The 26,008-nt window shown below is 58.3% G+C and carries 22 protein-coding genes; 4 read left to right on the forward strand and 18 right to left on the reverse strand.

Going from position 1 to position 26,008, the window contains the following annotated elements:
- Positions 1–19 precede the first annotated feature (19 nt).
- The 14 genes from ACK3CV_RS20380 to ACK3CV_RS20445 form a co-directional block, all read right to left on the reverse strand.
- Positions 20–1,078 (reverse strand): fimbrial protein, encoded by a 1,059-nt coding sequence (locus ACK3CV_RS20380; protein ID WP_489009893.1) that lies wholly within the window; start codon positions 1,076–1,078, stop codon positions 20–22.
- A 10-nt stretch (positions 1,079–1,088) separates the two neighbouring features.
- The gene (locus ACK3CV_RS20385; RefSeq protein ID WP_164039836.1) at positions 1,089–3,638 is read right to left on the reverse strand and encodes a fimbria/pilus outer membrane usher protein; all 2,550 of its coding nucleotides are present in this window, start codon (positions 3,636–3,638) and stop codon (positions 1,089–1,091) included.
- Positions 3,639–3,743: 105 nt separating this feature from the next.
- Positions 3,744–4,421 carry a fimbrial biogenesis chaperone gene (locus tag ACK3CV_RS20390; RefSeq protein ID WP_033635793.1) on the reverse strand — a complete coding sequence of 226 codons (678 nt, stop codon included), beginning with the start codon at positions 4,419–4,421 and terminating at the stop codon, positions 3,744–3,746.
- A gap of 97 nt (positions 4,422–4,518) precedes the next feature.
- A complete protein-coding gene (locus ACK3CV_RS20395; RefSeq protein WP_164039834.1) occupies positions 4,519–5,040 on the reverse strand; it encodes a fimbrial protein in 522 nt (173 codons plus the stop codon).
- Between the two features lie 481 nt (positions 5,041–5,521).
- Positions 5,522–6,070, reverse strand: a complete 549-nt coding sequence (locus tag ACK3CV_RS20400; RefSeq protein ID WP_033635795.1) for a tyrosine-type DNA invertase — start codon at positions 6,068–6,070, stop codon at positions 5,522–5,524.
- A 554-nt stretch (positions 6,071–6,624) separates the two neighbouring features.
- Entirely contained in the window at positions 6,625–6,867 is a 243-nt protein-coding gene (locus ACK3CV_RS20405) for an acyl carrier protein (RefSeq protein WP_033649480.1), read from the reverse strand.
- Positions 6,868–6,878: 11 nt separating this feature from the next.
- On the reverse strand, positions 6,879–8,132 hold the full coding sequence (locus ACK3CV_RS20410) for a beta-ketoacyl-[acyl-carrier-protein] synthase family protein (RefSeq protein ID WP_033654091.1): 1,254 nt from the start codon (positions 8,130–8,132) through the stop codon (positions 6,879–6,881).
- Positions 8,133–8,134: 2 nt separating this feature from the next.
- On the reverse strand, positions 8,135–9,514 hold the full coding sequence (locus ACK3CV_RS20415; protein ID WP_306768617.1) for an efflux transporter outer membrane subunit: 1,380 nt from the start codon (positions 9,512–9,514) through the stop codon (positions 8,135–8,137).
- Positions 9,511–11,463: an ABC transporter permease gene (locus ACK3CV_RS20420; protein WP_164039833.1), complete on the reverse strand. Its 1,953-nt coding sequence runs from the start codon at positions 11,461–11,463 to the stop codon at positions 9,511–9,513. The genes ACK3CV_RS20415 and ACK3CV_RS20420 overlap by 4 nt, the downstream gene beginning before the upstream one ends.
- On the reverse strand, positions 11,453–12,580 hold the full coding sequence (locus ACK3CV_RS20425; RefSeq protein ID WP_424540209.1) for an efflux RND transporter periplasmic adaptor subunit: 1,128 nt from the start codon (positions 12,578–12,580) through the stop codon (positions 11,453–11,455). Before ACK3CV_RS20425 ends, ACK3CV_RS20420 begins: the two co-directional genes overlap by 11 nt.
- Positions 12,581–12,620: 40 nt before the next feature.
- A complete protein-coding gene (locus ACK3CV_RS20430) occupies positions 12,621–14,744 on the reverse strand; it encodes a peptidase domain-containing ABC transporter (RefSeq protein ID WP_164039831.1) in 2,124 nt (707 codons plus the stop codon).
- Positions 14,745–14,763: 19 nt separating this feature from the next.
- Positions 14,764–15,708, reverse strand: a complete 945-nt coding sequence (locus ACK3CV_RS20435) for a lysophospholipid acyltransferase family protein (RefSeq protein ID WP_033635802.1) — start codon at positions 15,706–15,708, stop codon at positions 14,764–14,766.
- Positions 15,708–16,373 carry a DsbA family protein gene (locus ACK3CV_RS20440; RefSeq protein WP_033635803.1) on the reverse strand — a complete coding sequence of 222 codons (666 nt, stop codon included), beginning with the start codon at positions 16,371–16,373 and terminating at the stop codon, positions 15,708–15,710. The genes ACK3CV_RS20435 and ACK3CV_RS20440 overlap by 1 nt, the downstream gene beginning before the upstream one ends.
- 175 nt (positions 16,374–16,548) lie before the next feature.
- Positions 16,549–16,752, reverse strand: a complete 204-nt coding sequence (locus ACK3CV_RS20445; RefSeq protein WP_033635804.1) for a DUF4762 family protein — start codon at positions 16,750–16,752, stop codon at positions 16,549–16,551.
- 427 nt (positions 16,753–17,179) lie between these two features.
- Here ACK3CV_RS20445 and ACK3CV_RS20450 point away from each other — a divergent pair, with 427 nt between their 5' ends.
- From ACK3CV_RS20450 to lldD, 3 genes are all read left to right on the forward strand, one after another.
- Positions 17,180–18,100, forward strand: a complete 921-nt coding sequence (locus ACK3CV_RS20450; protein ID WP_033654085.1) for a LysR family transcriptional regulator — start codon at positions 17,180–17,182, stop codon at positions 18,098–18,100.
- Between the two features lie 323 nt (positions 18,101–18,423).
- Positions 18,424–20,007, forward strand: coding sequence for an L-lactate permease (locus tag ACK3CV_RS20455; RefSeq protein ID WP_060424027.1), 1,584 nt, complete (start codon positions 18,424–18,426; stop codon positions 20,005–20,007).
- Between the two features lie 42 nt (positions 20,008–20,049).
- Positions 20,050–21,189 (forward strand): FMN-dependent L-lactate dehydrogenase LldD, encoded by a 1,140-nt coding sequence (gene lldD / locus ACK3CV_RS20460; RefSeq protein WP_033649469.1) that lies wholly within the window; start codon positions 20,050–20,052, stop codon positions 21,187–21,189.
- 1 nt (position 21,190) lies between these two features.
- Here lldD and ACK3CV_RS20465 read toward each other — a convergent pair whose 3' ends face one another.
- Genes ACK3CV_RS20465 through ACK3CV_RS20475 form a run of 3 tightly spaced genes read right to left on the reverse strand, consistent with a single transcriptional unit; the run spans position 21,191 to position 23,301 of the window.
- Entirely contained in the window at positions 21,191–22,000 is an 810-nt protein-coding gene (locus tag ACK3CV_RS20465) for a MoaF C-terminal domain-containing protein (protein ID WP_164039829.1), read from the reverse strand.
- Between the two features lie 36 nt (positions 22,001–22,036).
- Positions 22,037–22,549, reverse strand: a complete 513-nt coding sequence (locus ACK3CV_RS20470; protein WP_489009894.1) for an MFS transporter — start codon at positions 22,547–22,549, stop codon at positions 22,037–22,039.
- Positions 22,546–23,301, reverse strand: coding sequence for an MFS transporter (locus ACK3CV_RS20475; protein WP_489009895.1), 756 nt, complete (start codon positions 23,299–23,301; stop codon positions 22,546–22,548). Before ACK3CV_RS20475 ends, ACK3CV_RS20470 begins: the two co-directional genes overlap by 4 nt.
- A gap of 654 nt (positions 23,302–23,955) precedes the next feature.
- On the opposite strand from ACK3CV_RS20475, the gene ACK3CV_RS20480 reads away from it, so the two are divergent.
- Positions 23,956–24,387, forward strand: coding sequence for a VOC family protein (locus ACK3CV_RS20480; RefSeq protein ID WP_033649466.1), 432 nt, complete (start codon positions 23,956–23,958; stop codon positions 24,385–24,387).
- A gap of 6 nt (positions 24,388–24,393) precedes the next feature.
- Here ACK3CV_RS20480 and ACK3CV_RS20485 read toward each other — a convergent pair whose 3' ends face one another.
- On the reverse strand, positions 24,394–25,938 hold the full coding sequence (locus tag ACK3CV_RS20485; protein ID WP_164039825.1) for a BCCT family transporter: 1,545 nt from the start codon (positions 25,936–25,938) through the stop codon (positions 24,394–24,396).
- Positions 25,939–26,008: the final 70 nt, after the last annotated feature.

Raw genomic sequence — 26,008 nt, forward strand, 5'->3', positions numbered from 1 at the left:
GCTACCGTTGAAATATCCGTTATTGAATTTCTGCCTGAATGGTCGCCGTTGCATTGAACTGCCCCACGGCAGGAGGTCGGCCGGTGGTGTTGATCGGATATACGCTGATCCGTGAGCTGCCACTCTGGTTGGGATATTGGAAGTTATCGATCGGCAAGCGCCCGCTCTGAGGCCGAATAACATTGCCCTGCATATCCTTAATCATCACGCCAATGTCGCGATTGCTGGTCTTCAGAGCCTCGGGCATGCTGCCGTCCGCCTCACCGCGAAATGACAGGCTGACCTTGACGCCGGCGGAAATATTGCGGCAAGCCAGCGTCAGCGTTCTCTCTTCTGGCGTGACGCCGGACGCCATCGCCCCCTTGGTTTGAATATTCGACGTCAAGATATCGCCAAAATCGATCGTGACCGTTTGCGGACTGATTTCACAGCTCTGCGGCACGGTGACGGTGCCGCTCATGGAGATAGTGGAGACCGGCACATCGCTTTTCACCCCGTTCACCACGGAGACGTAGGTGTCTACCAAGCGGGTGCTGGGGATTGTGGTCACGCCAACGAAAGGGCGGCGGAAATACAGATGAATTCGCCCGTGAGCACCGCTGTTGTAGGGCGTGCTGGCACAGGATTCGTCATCACCATCCATATCGGTCTTAAAGTTAGACTCATTGGTGAACGGTGCGGCAATAAACGCGTTGCGATACCCCGCAACGAAAACTTCGCTGGCCACGCCCAGGTATTCATTCAACGCGTAATACGTTAATCCCCCGCTGCTGAATACCGGCTCGCTCAGCAGCATTTTGGCGGTGACATAAGACGCCGTACGCGTCTGACATTCGCACTTCACCCGATAAGAACCGGGCAAATTCCAGTTGCCGCCGTCAGCATTCTTAATAATCCGCCCCACCACGTTTTGTGACGGGTCGGTTAAAACCGGGGAAAAAAGGAATGAAAACCCATGGGTCCCCGAAATAGGAACACACTGCCCGAAAGCCGCCTGCACCTGTGGTGCGCCCAACGTTGCGCACGCCAATAGCCCACCGACAATGATCCCTCGTTGAATCGATATTCCTGTCGCCATCATATGCACCTTATAAACACTGCCCGTTAACGAGGCGAATCCCACCGCTCTCGGGCTGATTAGCCAATTGATAGTTGGCCTGACATTGCTGAGCCGCGTCATTGCCCCACTTAACCCGCAACCGCCCGCTATCCGCCAGGCCAGCCAGATAAACCTGGCCGCCATCACCGACGATGGCTGCATTGTCAGAGGGGCTGTTGAGAGTGCTGACGGTGGCGCCGAACGGCACCGGAGCGCCGCTGCGCGTCAGCAAGGTCAGCAACACACGGGCACCGACGTCCGGATTAAAGCGGGCGCGCACCACGGCGCCGCGAGTTGGGATCACCGTTTGGCTACTCAGCGTCATGTCAACGTCCTCTGCGAAAGATTCACCGTCCAATCCGACGATGTTGCGCCGGTAAGGCGTCAGGTAAGGCACAACCGCATAGCCGCGCCAGTCGGTGCTGACTCCGGTCTGGTTCAGGACATTCACCCCTGAAGCACCAGGCGCCTGCACCAACGCCACCGTATCGCCCAGCGGTTGGGAAAGCGTGATGCCGTTTTGGTGCACCAGAACGCCGCCCTGCACGCCGTAGTTCACCTGCCGGCGATGGCGATCGTAGCCGTACCCCAGGTTCAACTCGGCGAGAGAGCCTTTATAATCCGCCTGAATATTGCCGTTCGCCCCCACATCCCTGCCGGTATAGCCCTGGCTGATGCTGTAGTTCAGGTTGTTTCCCGGCAACGCCGTACCGCTCAACCCAAGGTTGTTGCTGGTGGCACCATTGCGACTGGCGTTCATACTGTAGGTGGCATAGCTGCCCGGCAGCCATTTGCTGAGCGGTACGCTGACGTTGAAAGCCACGATATGGTCACGAATACTGCTGCGATTGCCGTTACTGTCGTAACCGTTCTGGTTGAACGTGTAATTCAGCCCGTAACTGACCGCTTCCCAGCTGTTGTTGTAGCTGAGGCTGACAGACTGCGAACGGCGATTGTTATCCCAGTAGTCTTCGTTAAACAGGCTGAGCGACAGCGTTCCTCCCCGCTCCCACAGGCTTTGGCTCATCGTCAGCTCGGCGCGGCTCTTCTTGTGATCGCTATAGACGGCGCTGTTGCCGCCATAGCTCTCCAGCGCCTCCTGCAGGCTATAAAAGCCGCGCGTGGAGTAGCGGTAACTGGCCAAACTAAAGTTGGTGCCGGTTTCAATGAAGTTTTTACCGTAACGCAGACGCCATGATTGCCCCTGTTCCTTCGGCCGGGTTTCCTGCTTGGTCCAGGCTTGGGTGACATCGGCAGACAGCGCGCCTACCGCCCCCATGTTCTGCCCCCATCCCAGCGCCAAAGACTGATATTTACTGGCCGCCTGCACGCCGCCATACAACGTGGCCCCCCAAGGCAAACCGTAGATCCCGGTTGCCTGGCTGAACGGGCGTTCATCAACGCCGCCGCTGTATGACCGGTATTTCCCGCTGGTCAGGCTGTATTTAAACCGCCCTTCGCGCTGCAATACCGGCACCACGGCGTACGGCACCACAAAATGCTGCTCCTGGCCGTCTGCCTCACGCACGTTTACATTCAGGTCGCCGCTGCCACCCGTGGGATACAGATCGGAAATTTCAAACGCCCCCGGCGGCACATAGCTTTGATAAATCACGTAGCCGTTTTGCCGGATTATGATTTGCGCATTCGTGCGTGCGATCCCGCGCACTACCGGCGAGTACCCTTTCATGCTGTCCGGCAGGATATCGTCCTCAGAGGCCAACTGCCCGCCGCGGAACTGCACGCTATCGAACACATCGCTGGATGTTGTGCTGTCACCCAGGGTCAGGCGGCTTTGCAACGCAACGATATCGCGCTGCAGGTAGGTATTGATTGAGCGCCAGGAAGAAGAACCACCGGAGTAATGATTCCAGATCGAATAGTTACGCAGGCGCCAGGCCCCCCAGTTGATGCCCGAGCGCAGATTGAGGTAATAGTTATTGTTGTTTTGCCGTTCGCTGGCGCGCATCTGGCTATTGGCGCCGCTGAAATTGTAATTGACCAACAGCGCCGGTATGCCGGAATCCCATTTATCCGGGGAAACGTAGTCGCGCGCATTCAAGCGCAGCGCCGCCTGCGGGATGCTCAAATTCAGCCTCAACTGATTGAACAGGAATGTCGAAGAGGCTTGTGGAATGGCCTGCGCCAAATTGACGCAACTCTCCCCAGGCACCATCGCAGGAAACATGGCAACCCTCACGCCCAATTCAGCCAATTTTTCAGTGCTGAAACAAGGTTGCAGCGTTTGTTTACCGCCGGCTCCCGGCATAAGCCGGAACTCGACGTCAAGGCTGTCTATCTGTTCGCCGTTCAGGTAAAGGTCGACCCGATAGTTCCCGGGCGCCTGGCTGCTGTTCTCCTCAAATACGGAGAGATCGGCGCCGCGCAGCGCCGGATTATCGATTTCCAGCAACGCCGGGTTGAAATAATCGCGCGCATAAGCCGTGCCGATCGGGCTCAGCAGCACCACCTGGCAAGATATCAGGCCGGCAAGAACCGATCGCGCCCCTGGTAAACCAATGCAATTCGGGTTATTCATCCTTTTAACTCCCTGTCCCGATTGGCTCGGCCCGACGAAAAGCCAGGTAAGCCGAACACCTGCTCCAGCGTTATTCCGGAGCAAAAAACACGTACTGCAGCCCGGTTATAATGTGCTGGTGAAGGTCTGGCCGGTGCCGCCATAGTCATTGATGATTTGCCAGCTCAGACCGCCTCCTGCGCCATTCGCCGTCGGCAACGGGAAACTGGCGCTTGCCTGCGGTGCTACCATGGTGTTGCCGGTAATGGCGCGGCCATTCAGCTTCAAATTGAAAAAGGTGAGGTAGTAGGGTGAAGGGTTGGTCACCTGCAGACGATCGCCACTGCGCCGCCACGTCACTTTACCGGCCGCCTCCTCCAGATTGCCGGTGAGCCCCTGCGGGCGGTAAATCAACTTGATACGGGTCTTGATGGCGATTTGCAGGGTATTTTCTTTCTTTTCCACCGAGGGGATCGCCTTCACATTCAGCCAATACAGCGACTCTCTGTCCGTCGGTAAATTGCCGCCCGCACGTACCACGCGCAGCAGGTTATTTTGGCCGCCATCCAAGCGAAATAGCGGCGGTGTAATGATAAAAGGCGCTTTCGCGCTATCGCCTTCTTGCGCATCAACCCAGGATTGGATCAGATAAGGCATCGCATCCGGATTACTGATATTCAGAGCAGACTCTTTTTTGCCGCCGTCGTAGATCAGGCGCGTTCCCCCCACGACTACACCGGCCCGTACCGGAGTCCAAAGCGTCATCAGCAACGCCGCCGTCAGCACAAAGTATCCCGCTTTCATTCTCTTTCTTCCCGTTTCCATCACCGATGAATAAGAGCCAGAGAACACGCTCTCTGGCTCATTTTTCTAACTGTTCCGCCGCCGTAACGGCATGGCCTTACTGATAAACGATGGTGAAGTTGGCCGTAGCGTTGGCGCTACCGACGGAAACGTTGTCATAAGCGAAATAGCGCGCAACAAAGCCCAGAACGTTGTCTTTGTTCTCGGCCAGGGTATAGACGCGGGAATCGTTGCCGATATTTAACACGTTGCTGCCGTCGTCCAGCAGTTGCACGCCAATGCCGCCCGCGACCCCGGCGGTGCCGGCGCCGGTCAGTTGCAGCAGCCCGGACTGCCCCTGCACCTGAGTGCCGTCAAAACGCACGGTGGCGCCGGTGACGGTGGCCGGGCAATTTTTCAGCACCAGATTGAACGCCTTGGCGCCGGCGGTTTTGGACAGGGTGAACGCATCTTTGGCGATCTTGCCCAGAGCGACCTGCTTGTTTTTGGAATCCGCATCGACGGTGCAAGACTGATCGGTGATGGTGCCAGTAATATTCAGCGCGCCGTCGGCGGCAAATCCAGAAGTGGTAAATGCGGACGCGGTCAATATAGCTACAGCCAACAGATTCTTTTTCATCCTACTTTCCTTAAAATTATGCAAAATGTGCATGGGTTTATTTCCGACATATCCTTAATGTCATTCCTTTTATTTAGTTCCATGAATGGGAAACGTCTTAAGCCAAGTTGATTGATGGATTCTGGCTTATTCACCCAAACGATTCATTTTGAACTAAAGTGACTCCTTTGGATTTTTAAACCAATAAACAGACATTTGTCAGAATTTAAAACCAACCAATTGATGAATAACTGATAAATCAGACTAAAAAACCGAGGTGATAACGCAGTGATTTAAACTCGTGGGGTTTTGAGTAGGATTTTACTTAGATTTTCAGGGATGACACAGCATGCACAAAAAACACAACACATTGTTTTTAAATGATATTTATCTTTATCCTGGAAAGAAGGCATGGGAATATTGACATTGTTTTTACGCGTCCTTACAGTATGTTTCAGTTTAGTTCAAAGTGACTCCTTAACGTTATTAACTTAAATCACACTTACCAAATTTCCTTGAAGCGCTGCGCATTGCTGGCGGTATAAATCACCGTATTCTGGATATTTCGGTGCCCGAGGTAATCCTGAATTAAACGGGTGTCGACACCGCGATCCGCCAATGCAAATCCGCAGCCATGCCGCAGCATGTGCGGGTGCGCATTGACCTCCAATTTAGCCACCTTGCTGTAATGGCGAATCAACCCGTAAATACGTTGACGCGACAGGCGGCCGCCGCGATTGGAAAGAAACAGCCACTCCTGATCGGCCCAGCGGTGCCGCTGACGTTTATCCAACCAGCGCCGCAAACATTGTCTTTCGCGCAGATAAAGCGGATGCACGGTGGAAAAACCATTTTTCAACCGATGCACATAGATATTACCGCCTTCCAGATCGATATCCGACAAACGCCATCCCCCTATTTCACTGGCGCGGCACCCATGAATAAAACACATATAAATCAAACAATAATCGCGTTCTGGATTCTTTCCATGCAGCGTGACCTCAAGCAGTCTCTCCACTTCAGAAGGCGTCAGATGTTTACGATTAGACATACAACCTCATTACTTTGATAGGAAAAATGTGGCTGTCATTTTCCTTTTACATCACCACAATGGACACTCAGGGCTGCCCCTGACATATGGATAGGTTCCTGCATCCAGCGCGGAGTATAGCGGATTTGCCGAATGCGAACAGCGCGACAACCGTTATTCTCGCGGCCATCAATCGCCCCTGAGAATCGCTATCATGAATAATCTGCGCAGCTTTCCGGCCGTATCATAAATAATGAGGCCGCACTGCCCCTATTTTCTTTAGCTTACATTATCACTTACAAGCGCGATGTAGAGTGAGATTGATAAATTAACCGGCAAAACAAAGAATATTCCTAAAAAATATCGCCACATAATTAACACTCATCATTCATAACGCCGCCAAGGGTTGAATAAAAAAACGCCATCACTGGCTCATATTAACCTGACAGATAAGCATTAATATTTATGGATATCGATAACTGAGTGAAGCAGGATGCGAAAAGAATGGAATGGACGTTACAACAGACGAAAAACCCAGGCCAGACCCTAGCAAGCGATCGCCTGGGGGGATGAAATTATTGACGGGTTATCAGGTGGCACAATTCGCCGAGGGTCAATTCAGGATGCTCGATAAGCATTTCCGCAGTGAGCGTAATGCCGAATTCTCGCCGAACCAACAACATCAGCTCCATATAATCCAGGCTGTCCAACCCAAGCTGCTGTAGCGGCATATCCGCCGACAGCAGCGTTCTCTCCAGCCCTCGGGCTTCATGCAACATGCCGCAAATCGTCTCATATAACCGATGATATTTTTCCATGCGTTCTACCGTTATTCATAGTGATTGCCAAATACCAGCGCCGCATTGGCGCCGCCGAAACCGAAACTGAGGCTCATGACATTACGCAGACGACCATGCCGATGTCCTTCGCGAATATAATCGAGATCGCATGCGGGATCGGTTTCGTGCAAATGGCAGGTCGCTGGCATCATTTGCTGCTGTAACGCTTGCAGGCAGACGATCGCCTCAAAGCTGCCGGATGCGCCAAGCAGGTGCCCGGTATAAGATTTCGTGCTGGAAATCGGTGTGCGATAGGCATCGCGCCCCAGCGCCGCCTTGATCGCCTCGGTTTCGTTCACGTCGTTTTGCAACGTAGACGTGCCATGCGCATTGATATAGTCGATTTCATGGCTGCCGAGCCCCGCCTGCTCCAAGGCCCGTCGTAGGGTTTTCACCTTGGCCTGAGGATCCTTCGACGGCGCGGTAAGATCAAAAGCGTCTGAAAAGTTGCCGTATCCTTTGATTTCGCCCAAAATCGTCGCACCGCGCGCTAAAGCCGCTTCCCGTTCCTCAAGGCATAATACGGCGGCCCCTTCCGCCAGGACGAAACCGTTGCGTTCCCGGCTAAACGGGCAACTGGCTTTGGTGATATCCTTTTGCTCCCGGCTCAACAAACGCAACGCATCCATATTCCAGATCGCGCCGTTGCCGCGCAGCGACTCCGAGGCACCGGCCAGCATCATTGAAGCGCGGCCGCTGCGTATCACCTCAAACGCATCGCCAATCGCGATGCCGCCGGTCGCGCAGGCCGCCGCCGGCGAGCCTTGATAGCCCCGTAGCAACCAATGCTGGCCGCATATGGCGGTCGCGATATTGGGCATCGCGTGAAAACAGCCAAACAGCTGCCCCAGCCCGGATTGCAGATAGTCCGCATTGTTTTGCATGATCTCATCCTGGCCGCCCCAGCCGCTGCCGATAATCGCTCCGCACTCCAACGACGAATAAAAGTGCGCGGGCCCCACAAAACTGGATGAAAACGCCATTTCGATCGCCTCCGCGGCGGCGGCAAGCGCCAGTCTGGCGAATCTGGGCAAGCGGCGGCTTACCCGTGCGGCAACGCCCTCCAGCGGCGGTTCGGCCTCCAGCAAAGCAAAAAAGCGCGCGTGGATCCCCGCCGCCGATTTATCGTGATAACGATAGGCCAGACGGCTGGCCATGATAGCCTGCCAGCTTTGCTGCGCGTTGCCCCCCAGCGCGGTGACGGCACCGTAACCGGTAACCACTACGCGTCTTGTTTTCTCCATGCTTATTCTCCTTGCCCGGATGCGAAAGCCTCGTTGCCGCCCAGCGCCAGCCAGAGTTGCATCGTGGCGTTCAGATAGCGGAATTGCAGTGCCGACAGCGAATTCTCGCTGGCCAACACCGCCTCTTGCGCATCCAGCAGCGTTTGCAGCGCAACGGAACCAGCCTGATATTGATGTCGCGCCAACGCCACGGCTTGTCGACTCATCGCCAGATGCCACCGCTGATTGCCGATTTGCCGCTGTGCTTCCAGGCGTTGTCTCATGGCGTTGTCCACATCGGCCAGCGCACGGTAGACCGCATCGCGAAATTGAATCTCCGCCCGCTGCGCCTGCAACGCCGCTTTGTCGCTGGACAAGCGCATCTTGCGCCATTCGATAAACGGCAGCGTCAACGTGGCGCCCAGCGAGCGAGAAGGTTCACTGAACCACTGGCGGAAAAGTCCGCTGCCGGCATCCAACCCGGCCTCCAGGCTCAGCGCCGGATAAAAACTCAATCTTGCCGCCTCGGCACCGGCCAGCGCCGCTCTCAGACGGCGTTCTGCCGCCTGAACATCCGGCCGGCGCGCAATCACCCACGCCGGCTGACGCTGCGCGACAGCTACCTCGTCAAGCGGCAACGAACGCCGTTCGCTATAGCGCAGCAGCGGCGATCGCCCGAACAACAGTGCCAACGAGTTACGCGCATCTTCCCGCTGCCGCTCCAGCTCATGCAGCTGATTCTTTCGCGCCAACAAGCTTTGCTCCGCCTGCAACAGCTCGAATCGGCCAACGTCGCCAGCGGTGTGACGTGCCGCCACCAGCCGCAAAGTTTCACGCGCGATCGCCAGCGCCTGTTGCTGATGGAGGACTTGCTGATTCAAGTCGGCAATCTGCCAGTACCCGCGCGCGGTAGCACCGATCAAGGTCAACGCGGTATTGCGCCGTTCCAACTCCGAGGCGACGGCCAGCCATTCGGCCTGTTCGCGAATGCGCGCCAGCTTGCCCCATAAATCCAGTTCATAGCTCAGAGAAAGCCCTGCACGGTAGCTTTCCTGCGGCGTAGACGCGCCCCGCAACGCTCGGGTATTGCGGCCGCTCAGGCTGGCGGTGAAATCCGGCGTCAAGTTGCCCTCCGTTAATCCGGCCTCCAACATGGCCTCGCGCCACTGCAATCCGGCCAGCGCCAAATCCTGATTCGCGATCAGCACGCCATCGATCAGCGAGGAGAGTTGCGGATCATTGAAGTTTTCCCACCAGGCGACACCCGCCCGCAGCGAACCGGAACGCTCATCGACCACGCGCCACTGCGGCGGCAACGACGGTGGCGCCGTGGCGTCGATCGGCCGCCCTCCGCAGGCGCTCAGCGACAGCATCACCAGCCCACAAACCCAAAGTCGTCTCATTCTCGCGCCAGCGCCTCCACCGGCTGCAGGCGCGCGGCGGTGCGAGCGGGAAAGAACCCGAACCCGACACCGATCAACGCCGAAAATCCGCAGGCCAGCAGCAACGGCGGCCAGGTAAAGATCATCGTCACCTGCGGCGCCAATCCGCTCAGAACCCCTTTGACCAGCGCGGCGCAGGCGATCCCCAACACGCCTCCCAGGCTGCAGATCACCACCGCCTCAATCAAAAATTGCCGCATAATGTCCTTCTCGGCGGCGCCCACCGCCAATCGAATACCGATCTCATGGGTCCGTTCCGTCACCGAGACCAGCATGATGTTCATCACCCCCACACCGCCCACCAGCAGCGAGATGGCGGCAATCGCGGTAATCAACAGTTGCATGGAGCCTGAGGCGCGCTGAATGGATTGCGTCAGTTGATCGTCGGTCATCGTGAAGAAATCACGCCGCCCGTGTTCTACGATCAAACGCCGGGTCGCATCCCGCCCCGCCTCTTCCAGCGTCAGTTTTTCATTCACTCGCATCACAATGGATTCCAGCGGCATATCGCCGGCGATGCGGCCGGTCAGGGAGGTATAGGGCAGCCAGGCAAGCGGTTGAGAGCCGGCGTATTGAGCGCCGCGGCGCTGCGCGACGCCGATCACCCGATAAGGCACGCCCGCGATCAGCACTACCGCGCCCAACGGATCTTGCCGGGAAGCAAACAGCGCCTGTTTCAGCAAGGGATCAATCACCGCTACCGGTGCGCGCTCACTCAGATCCTGCGCGGTAAACAGGCCGCCGGAAAGCAGGCGAATGCCCTGCGTGCGGAAATACCCTTCGCCGACGCCCATCACGGCAAGCGGCACCTGTTTGCCTTCGCGAACGGCCAGCAGTTGGGTGCCGATCACCGGCGAAACGCTGTCGACGTAAGGCAGCGCCGCCAATAATGCGGCATCCCGCTCGCTCAGTGAGCGCGCAAGGTCGGGCCGCGGTTTCTCCCACCCGAGGCCTGGGCGAATCTCCAGCGTGCTGGTGCCAAGCTGGCTGATTTCCTTGAGAATATTACGCCGCGTGCCTTCTCCGATGGCGATGGCGGAGACCACCGCCGCAATGCCGATAATGATGCCGAGCATCGATAGCAATGCCCGAACCCGGTGCCCCAGCAATGCCCGCCAGGCCATGCCGACGGCCTCTTTCAACGCCGCGCCCGGCGCCATGCGTTTCAGCGGCGCCGCCAGCGGTCGTTCGAACGTAGAGAGATGTCGAGAGGCTTCATGGCGACGATCCGCCACGATCTCGCCGTCGCCGATCTCAATGATCCGCCGCGCCTGTTCGGCGATCCGCCGATCGTGTGTCACGATGACGACGGTATGCCCGATAGCGTTCAGCTCGTGCAAAATGGTCATCAACGCCTGACCGCTGGCGCTATCCAGCGCACCTGTCGGTTCGTCGGCCAAAATAATTTCCGCGCCGTTCATCAGGGCGCGAGCAATACTGACCCGCTGCTGTTGCCCACCGGAAAGCTGCGCCGGGCGATGACCGCCGCGCTGCGCCAACCCGAGCCGGGCCAGCAAATGCGCTGCCCGCAGGCGGCGTTCGGCGGCCGGCATGGCGGTATACAACGCCGGGATCGCCACATTCTCACCGGCGGTCAGATAGGGCATCAGGTGATAGCGCTGGAAGATAAAGCCGATATGCCGGCTGCGAAGCTGCGCCAGGCGATCGGCGTCGGCTTGCCCAATAGCCACCCCGTTGATGTGCACGTCGCCCTGAGAAGGTTTGTCCAGACAGCCGATAATGTTCATCAACGTCGATTTCCCGGAACCGGAGGCGCCGACGATAGCGACCATTTCCCCCCGTTGAATGCTCAGGGAAATGCGCTTGAGGACCGCAATTTTCTGCTCCCCCGCCTGAAACTCGCGCGAGACGTTATCCAACGCAATGATGGGAGCGGTGTTAACTGACATCAGCGCCCTCCTCCACATCAGGCTGTTGCTCCAGCAGCACCTGCTCTCCTGCGTTCAGCCCTTCCAACACTTCGGCATAGCGGCGATCGCGGGTGCCGATACGCACGCGGCGCACCACCGTTTGCCCGCCTTCCAGCACCTTGACCTGATAGCTTCCTTCATCCAATGCCGCGCCCAGCGCAGCCATCGGTACCCGCACCACCCCCTGTGCGCGTTCGGTCATGATGAATACCTGCGCCGTCATCGAGGTGCGCAATCGACGCTCGCCGTTGGCGACGGCAAACACGCCGTTGTAATACACCGCCGCCGTTTGCTGGCTTGAATTCCTGCCCAGCGGATCGGTTTCCAGCGCCTCCGCCGGCGCCTGCTGTATCGCCCCCATGGCCCCCTCATAGCGGCGGCTGGGATCGGCGGCGACGTAAAACCACAGCGGCTGCCCCGTCTTCACCTGCAAGATGTCATTTTCCGATATGCGGGTATGCACCATCATCGTATCCACGTCTGCCATCACCAAAATGGTCGGCGCACTTTGCGACGAGACGATGGTTTGCCCTTCCTGGGTAACGATGCCCAGCACTTCGCCGTCGATAGGGGCGGTAATACGGGTAAAAGCCAGATTGGCCCTGGCGGTTTCCTGCGCCACTTCGGCCTGGACGATCTGCGACTCGTTCACTTTCAGCTGCGCCAGTTGCGCGTCGTGCTGTGCCTGCGCTTTTTCCAAATCGCTGGCCACGCCGGCGCGGTCTCGCGCCAGCGCTCTTTGCCGCTTCAGCTCCAGCTGGTACTGCTTCAGCTGTGCCTGGCTCGCCAGTTTCTGTGCCTGCGCGCTACGTAATTCGGCCTGTGACTTGCGCAGTTCGTTAAGCTGCAGCGTCGGATCGATCTCGGCCAACAGCTGCCCCTGGATCACCCTGTCACCCTGTTTGACATACAGTTTTTTCAACTGCCCGTTGACCTGTGCGCCCACGTTCACCTGCCGAAGCGGTTTCAGAATCCCGGTCGCCAACACGCTTTTTTCGATGTCCCCGCGCTCGACGCGCGCCGTTTGCGGTGGTTGCGTTTCAGGGGGCCGATTCAGCAACGACAGCCCGCCAACCACCGCCGCCAAAACGACCATCGCCAACGCCACTCGCCGCCAGCGTCTCTTTCCGGGCACCTCACTCCACCTCTGCACAATCATTCATCCTGGCGTCGTCGGTGGATTCAGGCACCAGCCGCCCCTGCGACATGCGCAAGACCCGATCGAATAACGGCAACAGCCGCGGATTATGGGTGACCGTCACCAGGGTTTTACGGTTTTCACGGCAATGCGCCACCAGAGCCGACATCACCGCCGCCGCAGTCTTTTCATCCAGATTCGCCGTCGGTTCGTCCAGCACCAACACCGGGCAACGGCTGTACATGGCGCGCGCCAGCAACAGACGCTGCCGCTGCCCCAGCGACAGCCCGGCATGGCTCTCCCGCACCAGGGCGTTCACGCCCCCCGGCAGCTGCGCCACCGCGTCCGCCAGCCCCAAACTGCGCAACGCCTGTTCCACCTGCCGTTGCTGGCCCGGCGCCGACGGCGCGAACAGCGTGATGTTCTGCAACACCGAGGCGTTGAACAGAATGTCCTCCTGGCTTTGCAGGAAGAACAGCCGCTGCACGGCGGCACTTGCCAGTACGCGCCCATCCAGCGTCAGCTCCCCCTGCTGCGGCGTCAGCAGGCAGGCGAGCACCTTCAGCAACGTGCTCTTGCCCGCGCCGGAACCACCGCAAATGGCGATGCACTCGCCCCGCTCCAGCGTCAGCGACAAATCGCGCAACACCGGTTGACCAGCGTCGTAAGCGAAGGCCACCCCCCGATATGCCAACCGCGCGTCAAAATGGCTCACGCTTTCGTCCGCAGACTGGGCCCGAGCGGATACCGCAGGAAACAGATCCCGCGCACGTTCATCGATGACGTGTAGCTGGTTTTTCTGCAAAACGGCAAAAAAGATCTTGCTGCTGTACGAAGTAAAGATTTCGCGCAGAAAGCTGTAGGCGAAGAATGCCCCCAGACTGAGCTCGCCCTCCTTGAGCAGCGGCAACGCCAGCAGCATGAACAACACCATCTCCAGACTGCCGATCAGCTGGTAAATGCTGCCTTTTATCTGTTCATAGATCTTTTGCTGCTGCAGGCAATTGAACAGCGAGCGGGCATGTTCGGCGAACCCTTCCTGCCGCTGGCCGGCCAGGCCGGCTGATTTGATGGTCGAAAACCCCTGGATGGTTTCCAGGATGAAGTCATTTTGCACCGCGCCTCGCACCTGCAGTTGCTGGGTGTAATGCCGATCGCGGTAGATAGCCCATACGCTGACCGCCCCCATCAGCAGCACGCCGACAACCGGCACCAGCGCCAGCAGCGGGCTCAGGTAGCACATCACCGCCAGCGCGATGGCGCCGATGATCCAGTCGGTGCGCAGGCCGTTGTCCAGTTCGATTTTCTGGCCGGCGGCCATCTGCCAGCTGGTGAAACGGCTGAAGATCTCGCCGGGGGCGCGCTTGCTGAAGAAATTGAGTGAGTTTTCCAGCAGGCGAGAAAAACCGGCGGCGCCGTGCAACAACACGAAATTTTTGATGAAGCGTTCGGTGAGGGTGCGCGCAATCAGCGCCAACGCCGTGGACGCCACAAACGCCAGCAGATAATAGGCGTAGGGGAACGCGACCTCGCCGGCCATGGCGAACACCTGATTGATCGCGCTGGCGACCATCATCGGCATGATGAACAGCGTCAGTGAGATAAAAAACGTCATCGCCGCCAGGCGATAGATGCCGGCGATGCCGGCGGTATCCTTCAGGCTTAAGCTGGCGAAAGCGCTGCGGCGGCCGCTGCGCCGGGCCGGGACGGTGGCCGGCAAATCATCGCGATCCAGCACCAACGCATAACCGCTGATTTCCGCTTTCAGGGCGGCGTACGGCAGCAACTGCTGCCCCAACGCCGGGTTCATTACGCACACGTACCCCCCCTGGCGATACGCCAGCAACACATAGTGGCCCGCGCCGTAATGCAAAATAGCCGGTAACGGCAACGCCGCCAGATCCTGATGCTCAAACGCCACCGGATAAGCCGGTAGCGCCAGCTCTCCCAAAATGGCGCACAGCGTCGCCAGCGAAGTGCCGTGCTGAGAAGCGGGATAACGCTCCCGCAGCTCCGTCAACGGTGCGCGAATGCCCTGAGTTTCCGCCAGCATGGCGATGCAGGCCAGCCCGCACTCATTGATTTCGCTCTGCAAGACCGGCGTAGGAAGGGTGTTTTCCATACGTTGTGATATCCCTGACTTATTCGTTAATAAAAAATAAAGAGTGCGAATGCCATAGCAGCCAATCATCCGCATGCCGCCGGAGGGTTCGCTCGACGATCGCCGGCATGACGCGGCCGACCCGATCTGCGGCGACAGGTTCTTCAATGTGAATGCGGATGCCGCGATCGAAATAAAGCGAATAGAACACCACCTGAGCCCGCAACGCCCGGGACAGCCGAACGATGCCGCTGTGCAAATGCGCCGGCCGGCCGAACAGATGGCAGGCCAATTTAGCCGCCACATCCTGATTGCTGTGCAGGGTGTAATCCGGCGTGATATCGGGGAAGAGGATGATGTTGCGCCGATGTTCCGCCGCTTCCAGCATCGCCTGCGACAAGGTGCCGGCGATGTGCCGCGGATCGTCGTGAATCGAGCAATAGTCGAGCCGCTGCCGCCATTCGTCTTCCGGCGATCGCCGCGCAAACGCCTGCACATCGCCGGAAACGATCACCGTGGCCCGCCCGGGATAAACGCCCGCGCCGACCAGCGTCGCCAACACGTCGGAGACCGTATGCATCGGCGCCAGCAGCACCGGCACGCCCGCGCGATGCAGCGGTTCCACGACCTGATCAAGCTGCGCGGAACAGTGCGCCAAATGGCTCATCAACGCCGCATTGCGGGCAGAGACCGCCGCCATGTCCAGCCACTGCCGCCGCTGCATCAGCCAGGCGAAGTCCAGCTTGCCTTCACCCAACAGGCTTTGGCGGTTCGCCAGCGCTACCGCATGCCGGTGGCGAAAGCGGCGCTGCGGCCTGCTTCCCCTCAACCGCCGGCGCACCGCCAGCCACAGGCGATAGTCCACGCGCCGCAGCAAGGCACACGTCAGGCGGTTGCCCATCCCGGCACCGGCAGCCGATAAGCGGGCCATCGCGTCCAGGCCGTTGCGCCAGGCCAAATACCCCCGAACCGCGAGCAGGCGCATCAGGAGGCCAGCGGTTTATCGTGTTGCAACAGCGACAGCAGCTGCCGGCTGAAAGCGGAAAACTCGCGATCTTGCAGCGCCAGCCATTTACGATTGACGATAAAACTGGGGGTCGCGTTGATCTGGTAATAGCGGCTTACCGCCGTCATATGCGCCAACAACGCCTTGACCCGCTCTGACTCTCTGGCCTGCCGATAGGCAGCCTCATCGATACCGTTGGCCGTCAGCCAGGCGCTGAGCTGCTTGTCGTCCGCCAGGTTGAGGTTTTCTTTGATAATGGCGCGATAAGCGGCGGGGCGATGCTGTGCTTCGATCCCCATGATCGTCAGCGTGGCGAACAGGGGCGCAAAGGCCGCCATGCCGGCTTGACTGTCGTCGCTGAGGTGCAAGCGCACCAATTTGGCGCCCGCCGGCAAACGTTTTTCCAGCTCTGCCACGCCGCTTTCGTTGACTTCACAATAGTGGCAGGCGTAAGAGAAGACTTCGACAATGGTATTATCGTCTTGCAACGGGCTTTGTTCGATTTTTTCCGGGGAGATAAAACTCAGGCTTTCCGCCTCCGCCGGTTGCATGACGTAATGTTGAAAATAAAATGCGGTCAAAAAAGAAGAGGCAAAAATAATAACGAGCGTGTAGCCGATAAAAAGCAAGGGACGTTTATACATAACGGACGCATCCTGCGCATATATTAATATTCACCCGGCAGAGTGAATACATGAAAAAGAGTTAATGCCGTAAATAATGAGAACGTAAGACGACTTTTTCGCCGGTATCAGGCGGGACAGCGCGAACGCTGCCCGCCTGCCCACCGCTAATCTAAATGCAGGGGGTCAACCCGCATCAGCTTGGCGTGGTTGGGTTAGACGGGCAGCTTGCTACCGGCGCCGGGTAATAAGACTTCTGTACGCCACCGAATTTGTTCGCACAGGTTTTCACCAGCTGGCAGGTGCGGTTGTTGCCGCTGCCCACCCAGGCAAATTCCTTGGTACAAACAAAAGTACCGCCGACGATGTTTTCCGCTTCTGACAGATTGATTTTCTTCATTACAATATCCTTATTTATATTAAAACATAAACACACTACCCATTACCCTGTCGGCAGACAGAGCAATCCTTCAATACGTTTCAAAACTATTTAACCAATAACAATGAGAGCGCTTCGGGAAAAAGCATAGCCATCCCAAACGAGCAGATCAATACAATTATTTACACTGCAAGTTAAAGTTAATCGAATAAGTAACGCTCGATTACAGGACTATTCCAATTTAAATAAGACTAAAAACAAGAAAAGTAGACTAAAACCGGTTACAGCAAGAAAAATAAAAAAGGATAATTCTCAGTAAAATGAAAAAACAAATAAGAAAAATTCAGATCCGACCAGTTGGTGACGACGTGCGACACGCTGAAAAGATTGCTTCCTGGCGCGCCGGATTTACACTGGGACAAAAGGACTCTCACTCTACAGGATGCCCATGCTCGCCACCCACGAATACGCCAACGACCTGATTCTGTTCGCCCTGATCGTCGACTGCGGCTCGTTCAGCAAGGCCGCGGAGAGCGCCGGCATCACCAGCTCGGTGGTCAGTAAACGCATCGGGCGGCTGGAAAAATCGCTGGGCGCCCGTCTGCTGTACCGCACCACGCGCAGCCTGACGCTGACCGAAAGCGGCCAGGCGCTCTACCAGCAGGCCAAAGAGATTGGCGCCAAAGTGCAGGAAGCACTGTACGCCGTCAGCGAAAAGAGCGAAGAGTTGACCGGCACCATTCGCATGTCGGTGCCGACCATTTCGGGCGAGCTGCTGCTGAGCGAGAGCGTGGCGGAATTTTGCGCTCTGCATCCCAGCCTGAAAGTCGAGATGCGGCTGGAAAACCGCTTTGCCGATCTGGTGGAAGAAGGCATCGATCTGGCGATCCGCACCGGCACCATGCCGGATTCAAGCCTGATTGCCCGGCCGATCTTCGATTCCCGCTGGGTGATCGTCTGCTCGCCGGGGTATTTGGAAAGCCACCCGGAACCGCGTTGCGCCGAAGACCTGCTCGGCCACAACTGCCTGACCTACACCTATCAGGAGAGCGGCACCGCCAACTGGCTGATGAAGCGGCCGGGGCGCAACGACATCTACGAGCTGCAGGTGAACGGCAACCTGTCGGCCAACAATGCGCGGGCGATCCGCAAAGCGGTGATCGGCGGCCACGGCATCGCCATGGTGCCACGCTGCATGGTGTATGAAGATTTGCAGGACGGCAAACTGACGGAGATCCTGGCCGGCCACTGCGGCAAGGTATTGGGCATTTATGCCGTCTATCCTTACACCCGCAATCTGCCGTTAAAAACCCGTCTGCTGATCGAGCATATCATCGGTTCCTACCAAAATATCAGCCACTATTTTTGAATTTTCCTCGCTGATTATTTCCCCGCGGCCGCAAAAGGCCGCGGAGATTACGGCATTTTTGGACATAATCTATTGAACATTACCGCTTAATTAATGTGAGCCTGCGCATTCATCACACAATAATACTTTCTATCAACATGATTTTTAAGCAGTTAATTCATCCCCTTCTACCGGCCAATTTCCCACCGCCGGCGCCGTTCGCCGATGTTAAAAAAATACCGCATGGCATCGTCGTCGACGTTGCGATTAGAATGAAAATGTTGCGCTAATTAACCTTTCAGCTACATATCTCTGCCCATAAAAATAATAACCCTGAGGATCTTATGCCCCTGTTTTTCAGTATTGCGCCCATCGTCCTGCTGATTTGGATGATGACCAAAAGGAATGGCGTGCCCTCTTATCTCGCCCTGCCGCTGACGGCCGCCGTGGTCTACGCCGTACAGCTCCTGTGGTTCGATGCCTCGCTGCGGCTGCTGCATGCCAATATCATCACCGCGCTGGTATCGACGCTGACGCCGATCACCATCATCGCCGGCGCCATCCTGCTCAACAAACTGATGCAGGTAAGCGGCGCGGAGAACGTAGTGCGCCGCTGGCTGGAAACCATCAGCCCCAATCCCGTGGCCCAGCTGATGATTATCGGCTGGGCGTTCGCCTTTATGATTGAGGGCGCCAGCGGCTTCGGCACCCCGGCCGCCATCGCCGCGCCGATTCTGGTCGGGCTGGGCTTCAACCCGCTGCGCGTCGCCCTGCTGACGCTGGTGATGAACTCGGTGCCGGTCTCCTTCGGCGCCGTGGGCACCCCCACCTGGTTCGGCTTTGCCAACCTCGGCCTGTCGGACGCCAGCCTGCTGGAGATCGGCCGGCAGACCGCGCTGATCCATTTTGTCGCCGGCTTCGTCATTCCTCTGCTGGCGCTGCGCTTTATCGTTTCCTGGCAGGATATCCGCCGCAACCTGCCGTTTATCCTGCTCAGCGTGCTGAGCTGCACCCTGCCCTATCTGCTGCTGGCCCAGGTGAACTATGAGTTTCCGGCGCTGGTCGGCGGCGCCATCGGCCTGGCGCTGTCGGTGCTGCTGGCGCGCGGTGGCATCGGCCTCGCCCGCAGCGACAAACCGCAGAGCGCCGGGCAGGCGGTGCCGTTCATGCAGGTGGTCAAGGCCATGACCCCGACCCTGCTGCTGATTGCTATCCTGATAGTGACGCGCGTCCACCAGCTGGGCCTTAAAGCCTTGCTCAACAACACCGCGCTGCTGTGGCAGGAAAACCTCGGCTGGCTCGGGGAGCTGCGCATCAGCCGGGCGCTGATCGTCGAACTGCAGCAGGTGCTGGGCACCTCCGCCGCCGCCGGCTACAAAACGCTGTATGTCCCGGCGCTGATCCCGTTCCTGCTGGTGGTGCTGCTGTGCATTCCGCTGTTCCGTCTGAATGGCGGCCAGGTGCGGCAAATGTTCAGCGAAACCGGCGGGCGCATCGCGCGGCCCTTTATCGCCCTGTTCGGCGCGCTGGTGATGGTCAACCTGATGATGCAGGGCGGCGACAACGCGCCGGTGATCCTGATCGGTAAAGCGCTGGCGGCGCTGACCGGCGAGAGCTGGCTGCTGTTCTCTTCGTTCCTCGGCGCGCTGGGATCGTTCTTCTCCGGTTCCAATACCGTTTCGAACCTGACGTTCGGCGGCATTCAGCAATCGATCGCCCAGAGCAGCGGCCTTGACGTCAACCTGACGCTGGCCTTGCAGTCCGTCGGCGGCGCCATGGGCAACATGGTGTGCCTGAACAACATTATCGCGGTCTGTTCGATCCTCGGGATCGGTAACGCCGAAGGCAAAATCATCAGAAAGACCGTACTGCCGATGCTGGCGTACGGCGGGATTGCAGCCGGTATGGCGGCGATCCTCACGCTCTGACTGACCACTCGTTATCGCAAGCAAGACAAGAAGGTAAACACTATGATCATCTCCGCGTCAACCGACTACCGGGCCGCCGCCCAGGCCAAACTGCCGCCGTTTCTGTTTCACTACATCGACGGCGGGGCCTACGCGGAGCATACGCTGAAGCGCAATACCGCGGATCTGGCCGATATTGCCCTGCGCCAGCGCGTGCTGCGCAATATGTCCGAACTCAGCCTGCAGACCACGCTGTTCGGCGAGCAGCTGGCGATGCCGGTGGCGCTGGGGCCGGTGGGGCTGACCGGCATGTACGCCCGCCGCGGCGAAGTACAGGCCGCGCGCGCCGCGGCTAAAAAAGGCATTCCGTTCACGCTGTCCACCGTGTCGGTCTGCCCGATCGAAGAGGTGGCGCCGGCGATCGATCGGCCGATGTGGTTCCAGCTCTACGTGCTGAAAGATCGCGGCTTTATGCGCAATGCGCTGGAGCGCGCCAAGGCCGCCGGCGTGAAAACGCTGGTGTTCACCGTCGACATGCCGGTGCCCGGCGCCCGTTATCGCGACGCCCACTCGGGGATGAGCGGCCCTAATGCCGCCCTGCGCCGCGTACTGCAGGCGTTTGCGCATCCGCAGTGGGCCTGGGATGTCGGCCTGCTCGGCAAGCCGCACGATCTGGGCAACGTCTCGGCCTACCGCGGCAAACCGACCAGCCTGGAAGACTACATCGGCTGGCTGGGCGCCAACTTCGATCCGTCGATTTCCTGGAAAGATCTGGAGTGGATCCGTGAATTCTGGGACGGCCCGATGATCATCAAAGGCATTCTCGATCCGGAAGACGCCAAAGACGCGGTGCGCTTCGGCGCCGACGGCATCATCGTCTCCAACCACGGCGGCCGCCAGCTGGACGGCGTGCTGTCGACCGCGCGCGCCATGCCGGCGATCGCCGACGCGGTGAAAGGCGACATTACCCTGCTGGCCGACTCCGGCATCCGCAGCGGCCTGGACGTAGTGCGCATGATCGCGCTGGGCGCCGACAGCGTGCTGCTGGGGCGCGCCTTCGTCTATGCGCTGGCGGCGGCCGGTGAAGCCGGGGTGGCTAACTTGCTGGATCTGATCGACAAGGAAATGCGCGTCGCCATGACGCTCACCGGCGCGAAAACCATTGCGGAAATCAACGCCGGATCGCTGGTCAGAAACGCCTGAATCAAAGCGGCTGCACGCCTTCCGGGTAGGCGTTATAGCTCATCTTGCTGATGAAGGCCCCAGCCGGTGACACCAACACCCGGCCGGCGGCGTCCAGCCCGAGGAAGGTGCCGGTGCAGCGCCCGGAAATAAAGTCGAAGAAGAACACCGAGCACACCGGGATGATCTTTTCCCGGAAGGTGAACAGGAACATCTCGTCCTCAAACTTGTAGTAGGTGGCGTAGTCCATGTCGCCGTGACCGAATTGTTCGCCGCGCAGATTTTGCCAGGCGTAGCGCTCGGTGTTGACATAGAAATGTTCGTAATAGTGGTTGGGGCTGTAGACGTTCAGCGTGCGATAGCCGATAAGCTCGCGGGTCAGATGCGGCGCGACGCCACCCGGCGTGGCGCCGACAATCCGGCCGACGTGGAAGCTTTGCTTGAGGCGGGATCCCTTTTCCACCGCCTGTTCCGGCAACAGCGTGCTGCGCACCAGCAGCGCCCGGCCGCTGTCACGATTGAGTACCAGCGTCAGGCACTCGTTGCCCGGCGACTGCAGCGGAATATTGAAGAAATAGCGCGCGGCGGAGGTTTGCACCTCTTCGTAAGCGTCCTCGCCGCTCTCCCCGCCCCAGGCCCACAGCACCCGCTGCCGATCGGCGCTGAAGCGCAGCGTGATTTCCCCGTCGTTGTCAAAGGCGATCTGCAGCGTTTTGCCCCGCCAGTCCTGGGTGCCCGGCAGGCGGTTAGTATCGATACCGCGCGCGAAATCGTCGTAATTCTTCCAGTCCAGCTCGGCATTTTGATTCAGTACGGATTGTTCTGCTGACATCTTCGCTCTCCTTGATTGAATGGGATGAAAACCGCCTCAAACGTCGGCGACGCCCGCCGGTTTCACCGCTCTGCGGCTCACCACCGCGGGGGCGGTTTCATCGAGAAAACAACTCAGTACGCCGGCACACACGGCGCCGGCGGCCGCCAGCCACATCACGCTGACCAGCCCGTAGCGATCGGCGATCAGCCCGGCGATAAACGGCGCCAGACAGCCGCCAATCACCTCGCCAATCCCCATCACCAGCCCCAGCGCGGTCGCGATGCGGGCCGGCGACACCGTTTCAGACGGGATGGTGGCCATAAACAGCGTGAAGCAGCCAAGGCCGGTATAAGACAGGAACACCAGTATGCCCAGCAGCCACGGGTTATCGACGTAGCTCAGAAAGAGTGGGCAGCATACCGCCAGCAGCGAAAAGAAGATCAGCGTCGGCTTGCGGCCGAGGCGATCGGAAATCGACGGCACCGCCACGCCCCAGAATACCCAGGCGGCGCCGATGGCGCTCATGATGCCGCCCATCGTGCCTTCACCGAAGCCACGGTCGGTCACCAAAAAGTTGGGGTGAAGGTAATGATGATCATGAACCAGGTGACGAACACGCAGGAGATCAGAATGCACAGCGCTACGTTCTTGATTTTAAACAGCTCGTCGTAAGCGCCTTTGTTCGCCGCCTTGCCGGTCGCCGGCGCAGCGCTGAAAGCGGGATCCTTCTTGCCGTTCACATAGCGATAGATCAGCCACGCCAGAATGATGCCCGGCACGGCGGTCAGGTGGAACGCCATGCTCCAGCCCCACTTCTGTGCCAGATAGATGATCAGCGGCGGCGCGATAATACCGCCCAACAATCCCGGCGCCGCCCCCTGGATCAGCCCCATATTGAAGCCACGGCGCTGCGGCTGCGATTTTTCCACCATCAGCGATTGCGCGATCGGCAGCACCGGCCCTTCGGCGATCCCCATCAGCGCGCGGAAGATCAATAACATGGCAAAGCCGCTGACCAGCCCCGACAGCGCGGAGAACAGTGAAAACACCAGGATCGACAGGATCAGCATCGGTTTGCGGATATTAAAGCGATCGGCAATCGCCCCCAGCCCCGCGCCAGATAGCGCCCAGGTCAATGCCAGCACCGCCGACAGCGTGCCAAGATGCACGTTGCTCAGCTTCAAATCGGCGGCAATCATCGGAAACAGAAAAGAGATGGTCAGACGATCGACGAACACGCAGCCGAAAACGAAAAACAAAATGATCAGCAATCGATTCTCTTCGCTCAATCGCGAGCGCTGTCCTGGCGAATTATTCATAGCGTCATTGGTCCATAAGTTAACTTATAAATGGCGAGCGGCCATGGCATAAGTCGGTTAAGCGCTCGGCCAAGAGAGATATTGGCCATCGGTCACGATAACAACTCATTAACATATTAATGATATAAACTTATCTCAAGCTACGGGCATGTCAAACGGCCGTTGAAAACGGCGGCGGAGAGGCAATTCAGGTATTTTTCACAGAACGCGAATGACATGAAAATAAATCAATATTCTGTTTTTACTGATTTAAATAAAATTAAGCGGCACTTTTTACTTTTATCGAAAAAGCCAAAACGCGCTGATTTATAAACAGGTTAATAAATAAAACTTAATTCCTTCTTATAAATGGACGACATTTCCCTTTTCATCAGCCGTATTATCTTACCCTCTTTATTATCTGAATCTATTTGCTTTATCGCGGTTATGGCGCGAACGATTAACTCTATTGTGTTAATCAATAATCACGCTATGACATTATCAATGCTGAATAATAATAAAAGCGCAGGCCGTGACAGGAATCACAAACAGACCGCCCCTTAACGCCCTGGTAGCGGGTTATTACCGGCGCGGCTAGCTTATGCCAACTCGATCCAACCCCGGATGGAAAAACAACGGCATGATAAGCGGCAGGCAACGAGCAAGGAGATGAATATGACGACAGCATTGACAAAAGCCGGTTTCTGGCGCAAAACCGCCGACTCTTCATCGCTGCGTGAGCCGCGCGTGCTGATTCGGGTCTACGTTGGCGAAGGCGAAATCGACCGCGCCATCGCCTTTTACGAGCAGTTGCACGGCGTAACGGCGGACATGCGCTTCGATTTTCCCGAACATCGGCTGGTATTGGCGGCGGTGGGGCCGTTTCTGATCCTGGAAGGGGCGGAAGAGCAGTTGCGCCCTTTCCGCAGCACCGTCGGCACGCTGCTGGTCGATGACATTTATCCCTACCACCAGCGGCTGCTGGCCGCCGGCGCCGAGATTTTCTTCGGCCCGGTGGAGGTGCCCACCGGCGCCTGTTTCAATGCGCGCCTGCCGGACGGCACGATTGTCGAGTACGTGCATCACCGGCCGCGCGCGGGCGAATAAACCGCCTCAGGGCAGCACCGGCTTCATGACGTAACGGCACAGATCCTTGCGCAGGCTGACCATGTACAGCACGATCACCGCCGAGAACGGCAGGCCGCACAGTACCACCGCGGTCTGCATCGCGCTGAAACTGCCGGCGTACAGCAAGCCGGCGCATACCAACGTGGTGACCGCTGCCCAGAATACCCGCAGCCAGGCCGGCGCGTCATCATGGGCGGAACCGCCCTGGCAGGAAAGGTTCGCTATCATCAACGTGCCGGAATCGACCGGTGTCAGGAACAACACGAAACTGATCACCACCACAAAGCCGGCGGTCAGCTGGGTATAGGGCAGGTATTCGAACAGCTTGAACACCGCCATCGGCGGATCGCTTTGCGCCACCTGCCCCAGGATCGCCTGCCCGCCTTCCAGCACCAGGCTGATGGCGGTATTGCCGAAGATCGACAGCCACGCCAGCGTGAAGCCCAGCGGGATCAGCAGCACGCCGAAAATCAGTTCGCGAATGGTGCGCCCTTTGGAAATGCGCGCGATGAACAGCCCAACGAACGGCGCCCACGCCACCCACCAGGCCCAGTAGAACAGCGTCCAGGCGCCCTGCCACTGGCGCGCCTTGCCGTACAGATACATATCGAAGCTGCGGCTGACCAGCGAGGTGAGATAATCGCCGAGGTTCTGCAACATGCCGTTCAGCAGGTTCAGCGTCGGCCCGGCCAAAAACACGAACAGCAGCAGCAGGCACAGGAAGCCGACGTTGATGTTCGACAGCATGGCGATGCCCTTCTCGACGCCGGTGACCGCCGCCAGCGTGGCCACCACCATCATCACCACGATCAGCGCCAGCAGCACGCCGGTGCTTTGCGGGATGTCGAACAGATAAAACAGCCCGGAGTTCACCAGCAGCGCGCCGATCCCCAGGTTGGTCACCATCGAAATCACCGTCACCAGAATGCCGAAGCTGTCCACCAGATGACCGACACAACCGTGGGTGCGCTCGCCGAAGATCGGGTATAGCGCAGAACGCAGCGCCAGCGGCAGGCCGCGGCAATAGGCGAAATAGGCCAGCGCGGTGGCGATCAGCGCATACAGCGCCCAGCCGTGCAGCCCCCAGTGCAAAAAGGTCAGTGCCATCGCCTGTCGCGCCGCCTGCACGGTGCCGCCGCTGCCTTCCGGTGGCGACAGGAAGTGATCCAGCGGCTCATAGGCGCCGTAGTACACCAGCGCAATGCCGATGCCAGACGAGAACAGCATCGCCACCCACGAGGGATAGCTGAACTGCGGCGGCTCGTCATCCTGGCTGAGGCGAATATGGCCGAAGCGCGACAGCGCCAGCCAGAACACGAATGCCATGCAGGCGACCATCAATAACATGTAGTACCAGCCGAATACGTCGGCGACCCAGCTTTGCGCGGCGTTCAGCCACAGTTTGCTGGCGGAGGGGAACAGAACGACCAGCGTTCCCAGCAGCAGGATCACCGCCGCCGAGCCGAAAAATACCGGAACATTCAATCTGACAGGTTCTTCGTCAAGCGATGGGGGAGTTTTTGTTGTCATTGGCAGGCTTCCATGATGCGAAAGACAGACGATTTCAATGCAACTTTTAGTTAACATATTATCGCCATTT

Source organism: Serratia sp. TSO36 (assembly GCF_057808395.1).

What these genes read in the sequence shown, in the direction of transcription:
- ACK3CV_RS20380 (WP_489009893.1), bottom strand. Translation starts at nt 1,078, where the DNA reads ATGGCGACAGGAATATCGATTCAACGAGGGATCATTGTCGGTGGGCTA.
- ACK3CV_RS20385 (WP_164039836.1), bottom strand. Translation starts at nt 3,638, where the DNA reads ATGAATAACCCGAATTGCATTGGTTTACCAGGGGCGCGATCGGTTCTT.
- ACK3CV_RS20390 (WP_033635793.1), bottom strand. Translation starts at nt 4,421, where the DNA reads ATGAAAGCGGGATACTTTGTGCTGACGGCGGCGTTGCTGATGACGCTT.
- ACK3CV_RS20395 (WP_164039834.1), bottom strand. Translation starts at nt 5,040, where the DNA reads ATGAAAAAGAATCTGTTGGCTGTAGCTATATTGACCGCGTCCGCATTT.
- ACK3CV_RS20400 (WP_033635795.1), bottom strand. Translation starts at nt 6,070, where the DNA reads ATGTCTAATCGTAAACATCTGACGCCTTCTGAAGTGGAGAGACTGCTT.
- ACK3CV_RS20405 (WP_033649480.1), bottom strand. Translation starts at nt 6,867, where the DNA reads ATGGAAAAATATCATCGGTTATATGAGACGATTTGCGGCATGTTGCAT.
- ACK3CV_RS20410 (WP_033654091.1), bottom strand. Translation starts at nt 8,132, where the DNA reads ATGGAGAAAACAAGACGCGTAGTGGTTACCGGTTACGGTGCCGTCACC.
- ACK3CV_RS20415 (WP_306768617.1), bottom strand. Translation starts at nt 9,514, where the DNA reads ATGAGACGACTTTGGGTTTGTGGGCTGGTGATGCTGTCGCTGAGCGCC.
- ACK3CV_RS20420 (WP_164039833.1), bottom strand. Translation starts at nt 11,463, where the DNA reads ATGTCAGTTAACACCGCTCCCATCATTGCGTTGGATAACGTCTCGCGC.
- ACK3CV_RS20425 (WP_424540209.1), bottom strand. Translation starts at nt 12,580, where the DNA reads ATGGTCGTTTTGGCGGCGGTGGTTGGCGGGCTGTCGTTGCTGAATCGG.
- ACK3CV_RS20430 (WP_164039831.1), bottom strand. Translation starts at nt 14,744, where the DNA reads ATGGAAAACACCCTTCCTACGCCGGTCTTGCAGAGCGAAATCAATGAG.
- ACK3CV_RS20435 (WP_033635802.1), bottom strand. Translation starts at nt 15,708, where the DNA reads ATGCGCCTGCTCGCGGTTCGGGGGTATTTGGCCTGGCGCAACGGCCTG.
- ACK3CV_RS20440 (WP_033635803.1), bottom strand. Translation starts at nt 16,373, where the DNA reads ATGTATAAACGTCCCTTGCTTTTTATCGGCTACACGCTCGTTATTATT.
- ACK3CV_RS20445 (WP_033635804.1), bottom strand. Translation starts at nt 16,752, where the DNA reads ATGAAGAAAATCAATCTGTCAGAAGCGGAAAACATCGTCGGCGGTACT.
- ACK3CV_RS20450 (WP_033654085.1), top strand. Translation starts at nt 17,180, where the DNA reads ATGCTCGCCACCCACGAATACGCCAACGACCTGATTCTGTTCGCCCTG.
- ACK3CV_RS20455 (WP_060424027.1), top strand. Translation starts at nt 18,424, where the DNA reads ATGCCCCTGTTTTTCAGTATTGCGCCCATCGTCCTGCTGATTTGGATG.
- lldD (WP_033649469.1), top strand. Translation starts at nt 20,050, where the DNA reads ATGATCATCTCCGCGTCAACCGACTACCGGGCCGCCGCCCAGGCCAAA.
- ACK3CV_RS20465 (WP_164039829.1), bottom strand. Translation starts at nt 22,000, where the DNA reads ATGTCAGCAGAACAATCCGTACTGAATCAAAATGCCGAGCTGGACTGG.
- ACK3CV_RS20475 (WP_489009895.1), bottom strand. Translation starts at nt 23,301, where the DNA reads ATGAATAATTCGCCAGGACAGCGCTCGCGATTGAGCGAAGAGAATCGA.
- ACK3CV_RS20480 (WP_033649466.1), top strand. Translation starts at nt 23,956, where the DNA reads ATGACGACAGCATTGACAAAAGCCGGTTTCTGGCGCAAAACCGCCGAC.
- ACK3CV_RS20485 (WP_164039825.1), bottom strand. Translation starts at nt 25,938, where the DNA reads ATGACAACAAAAACTCCCCCATCGCTTGACGAAGAACCTGTCAGATTG.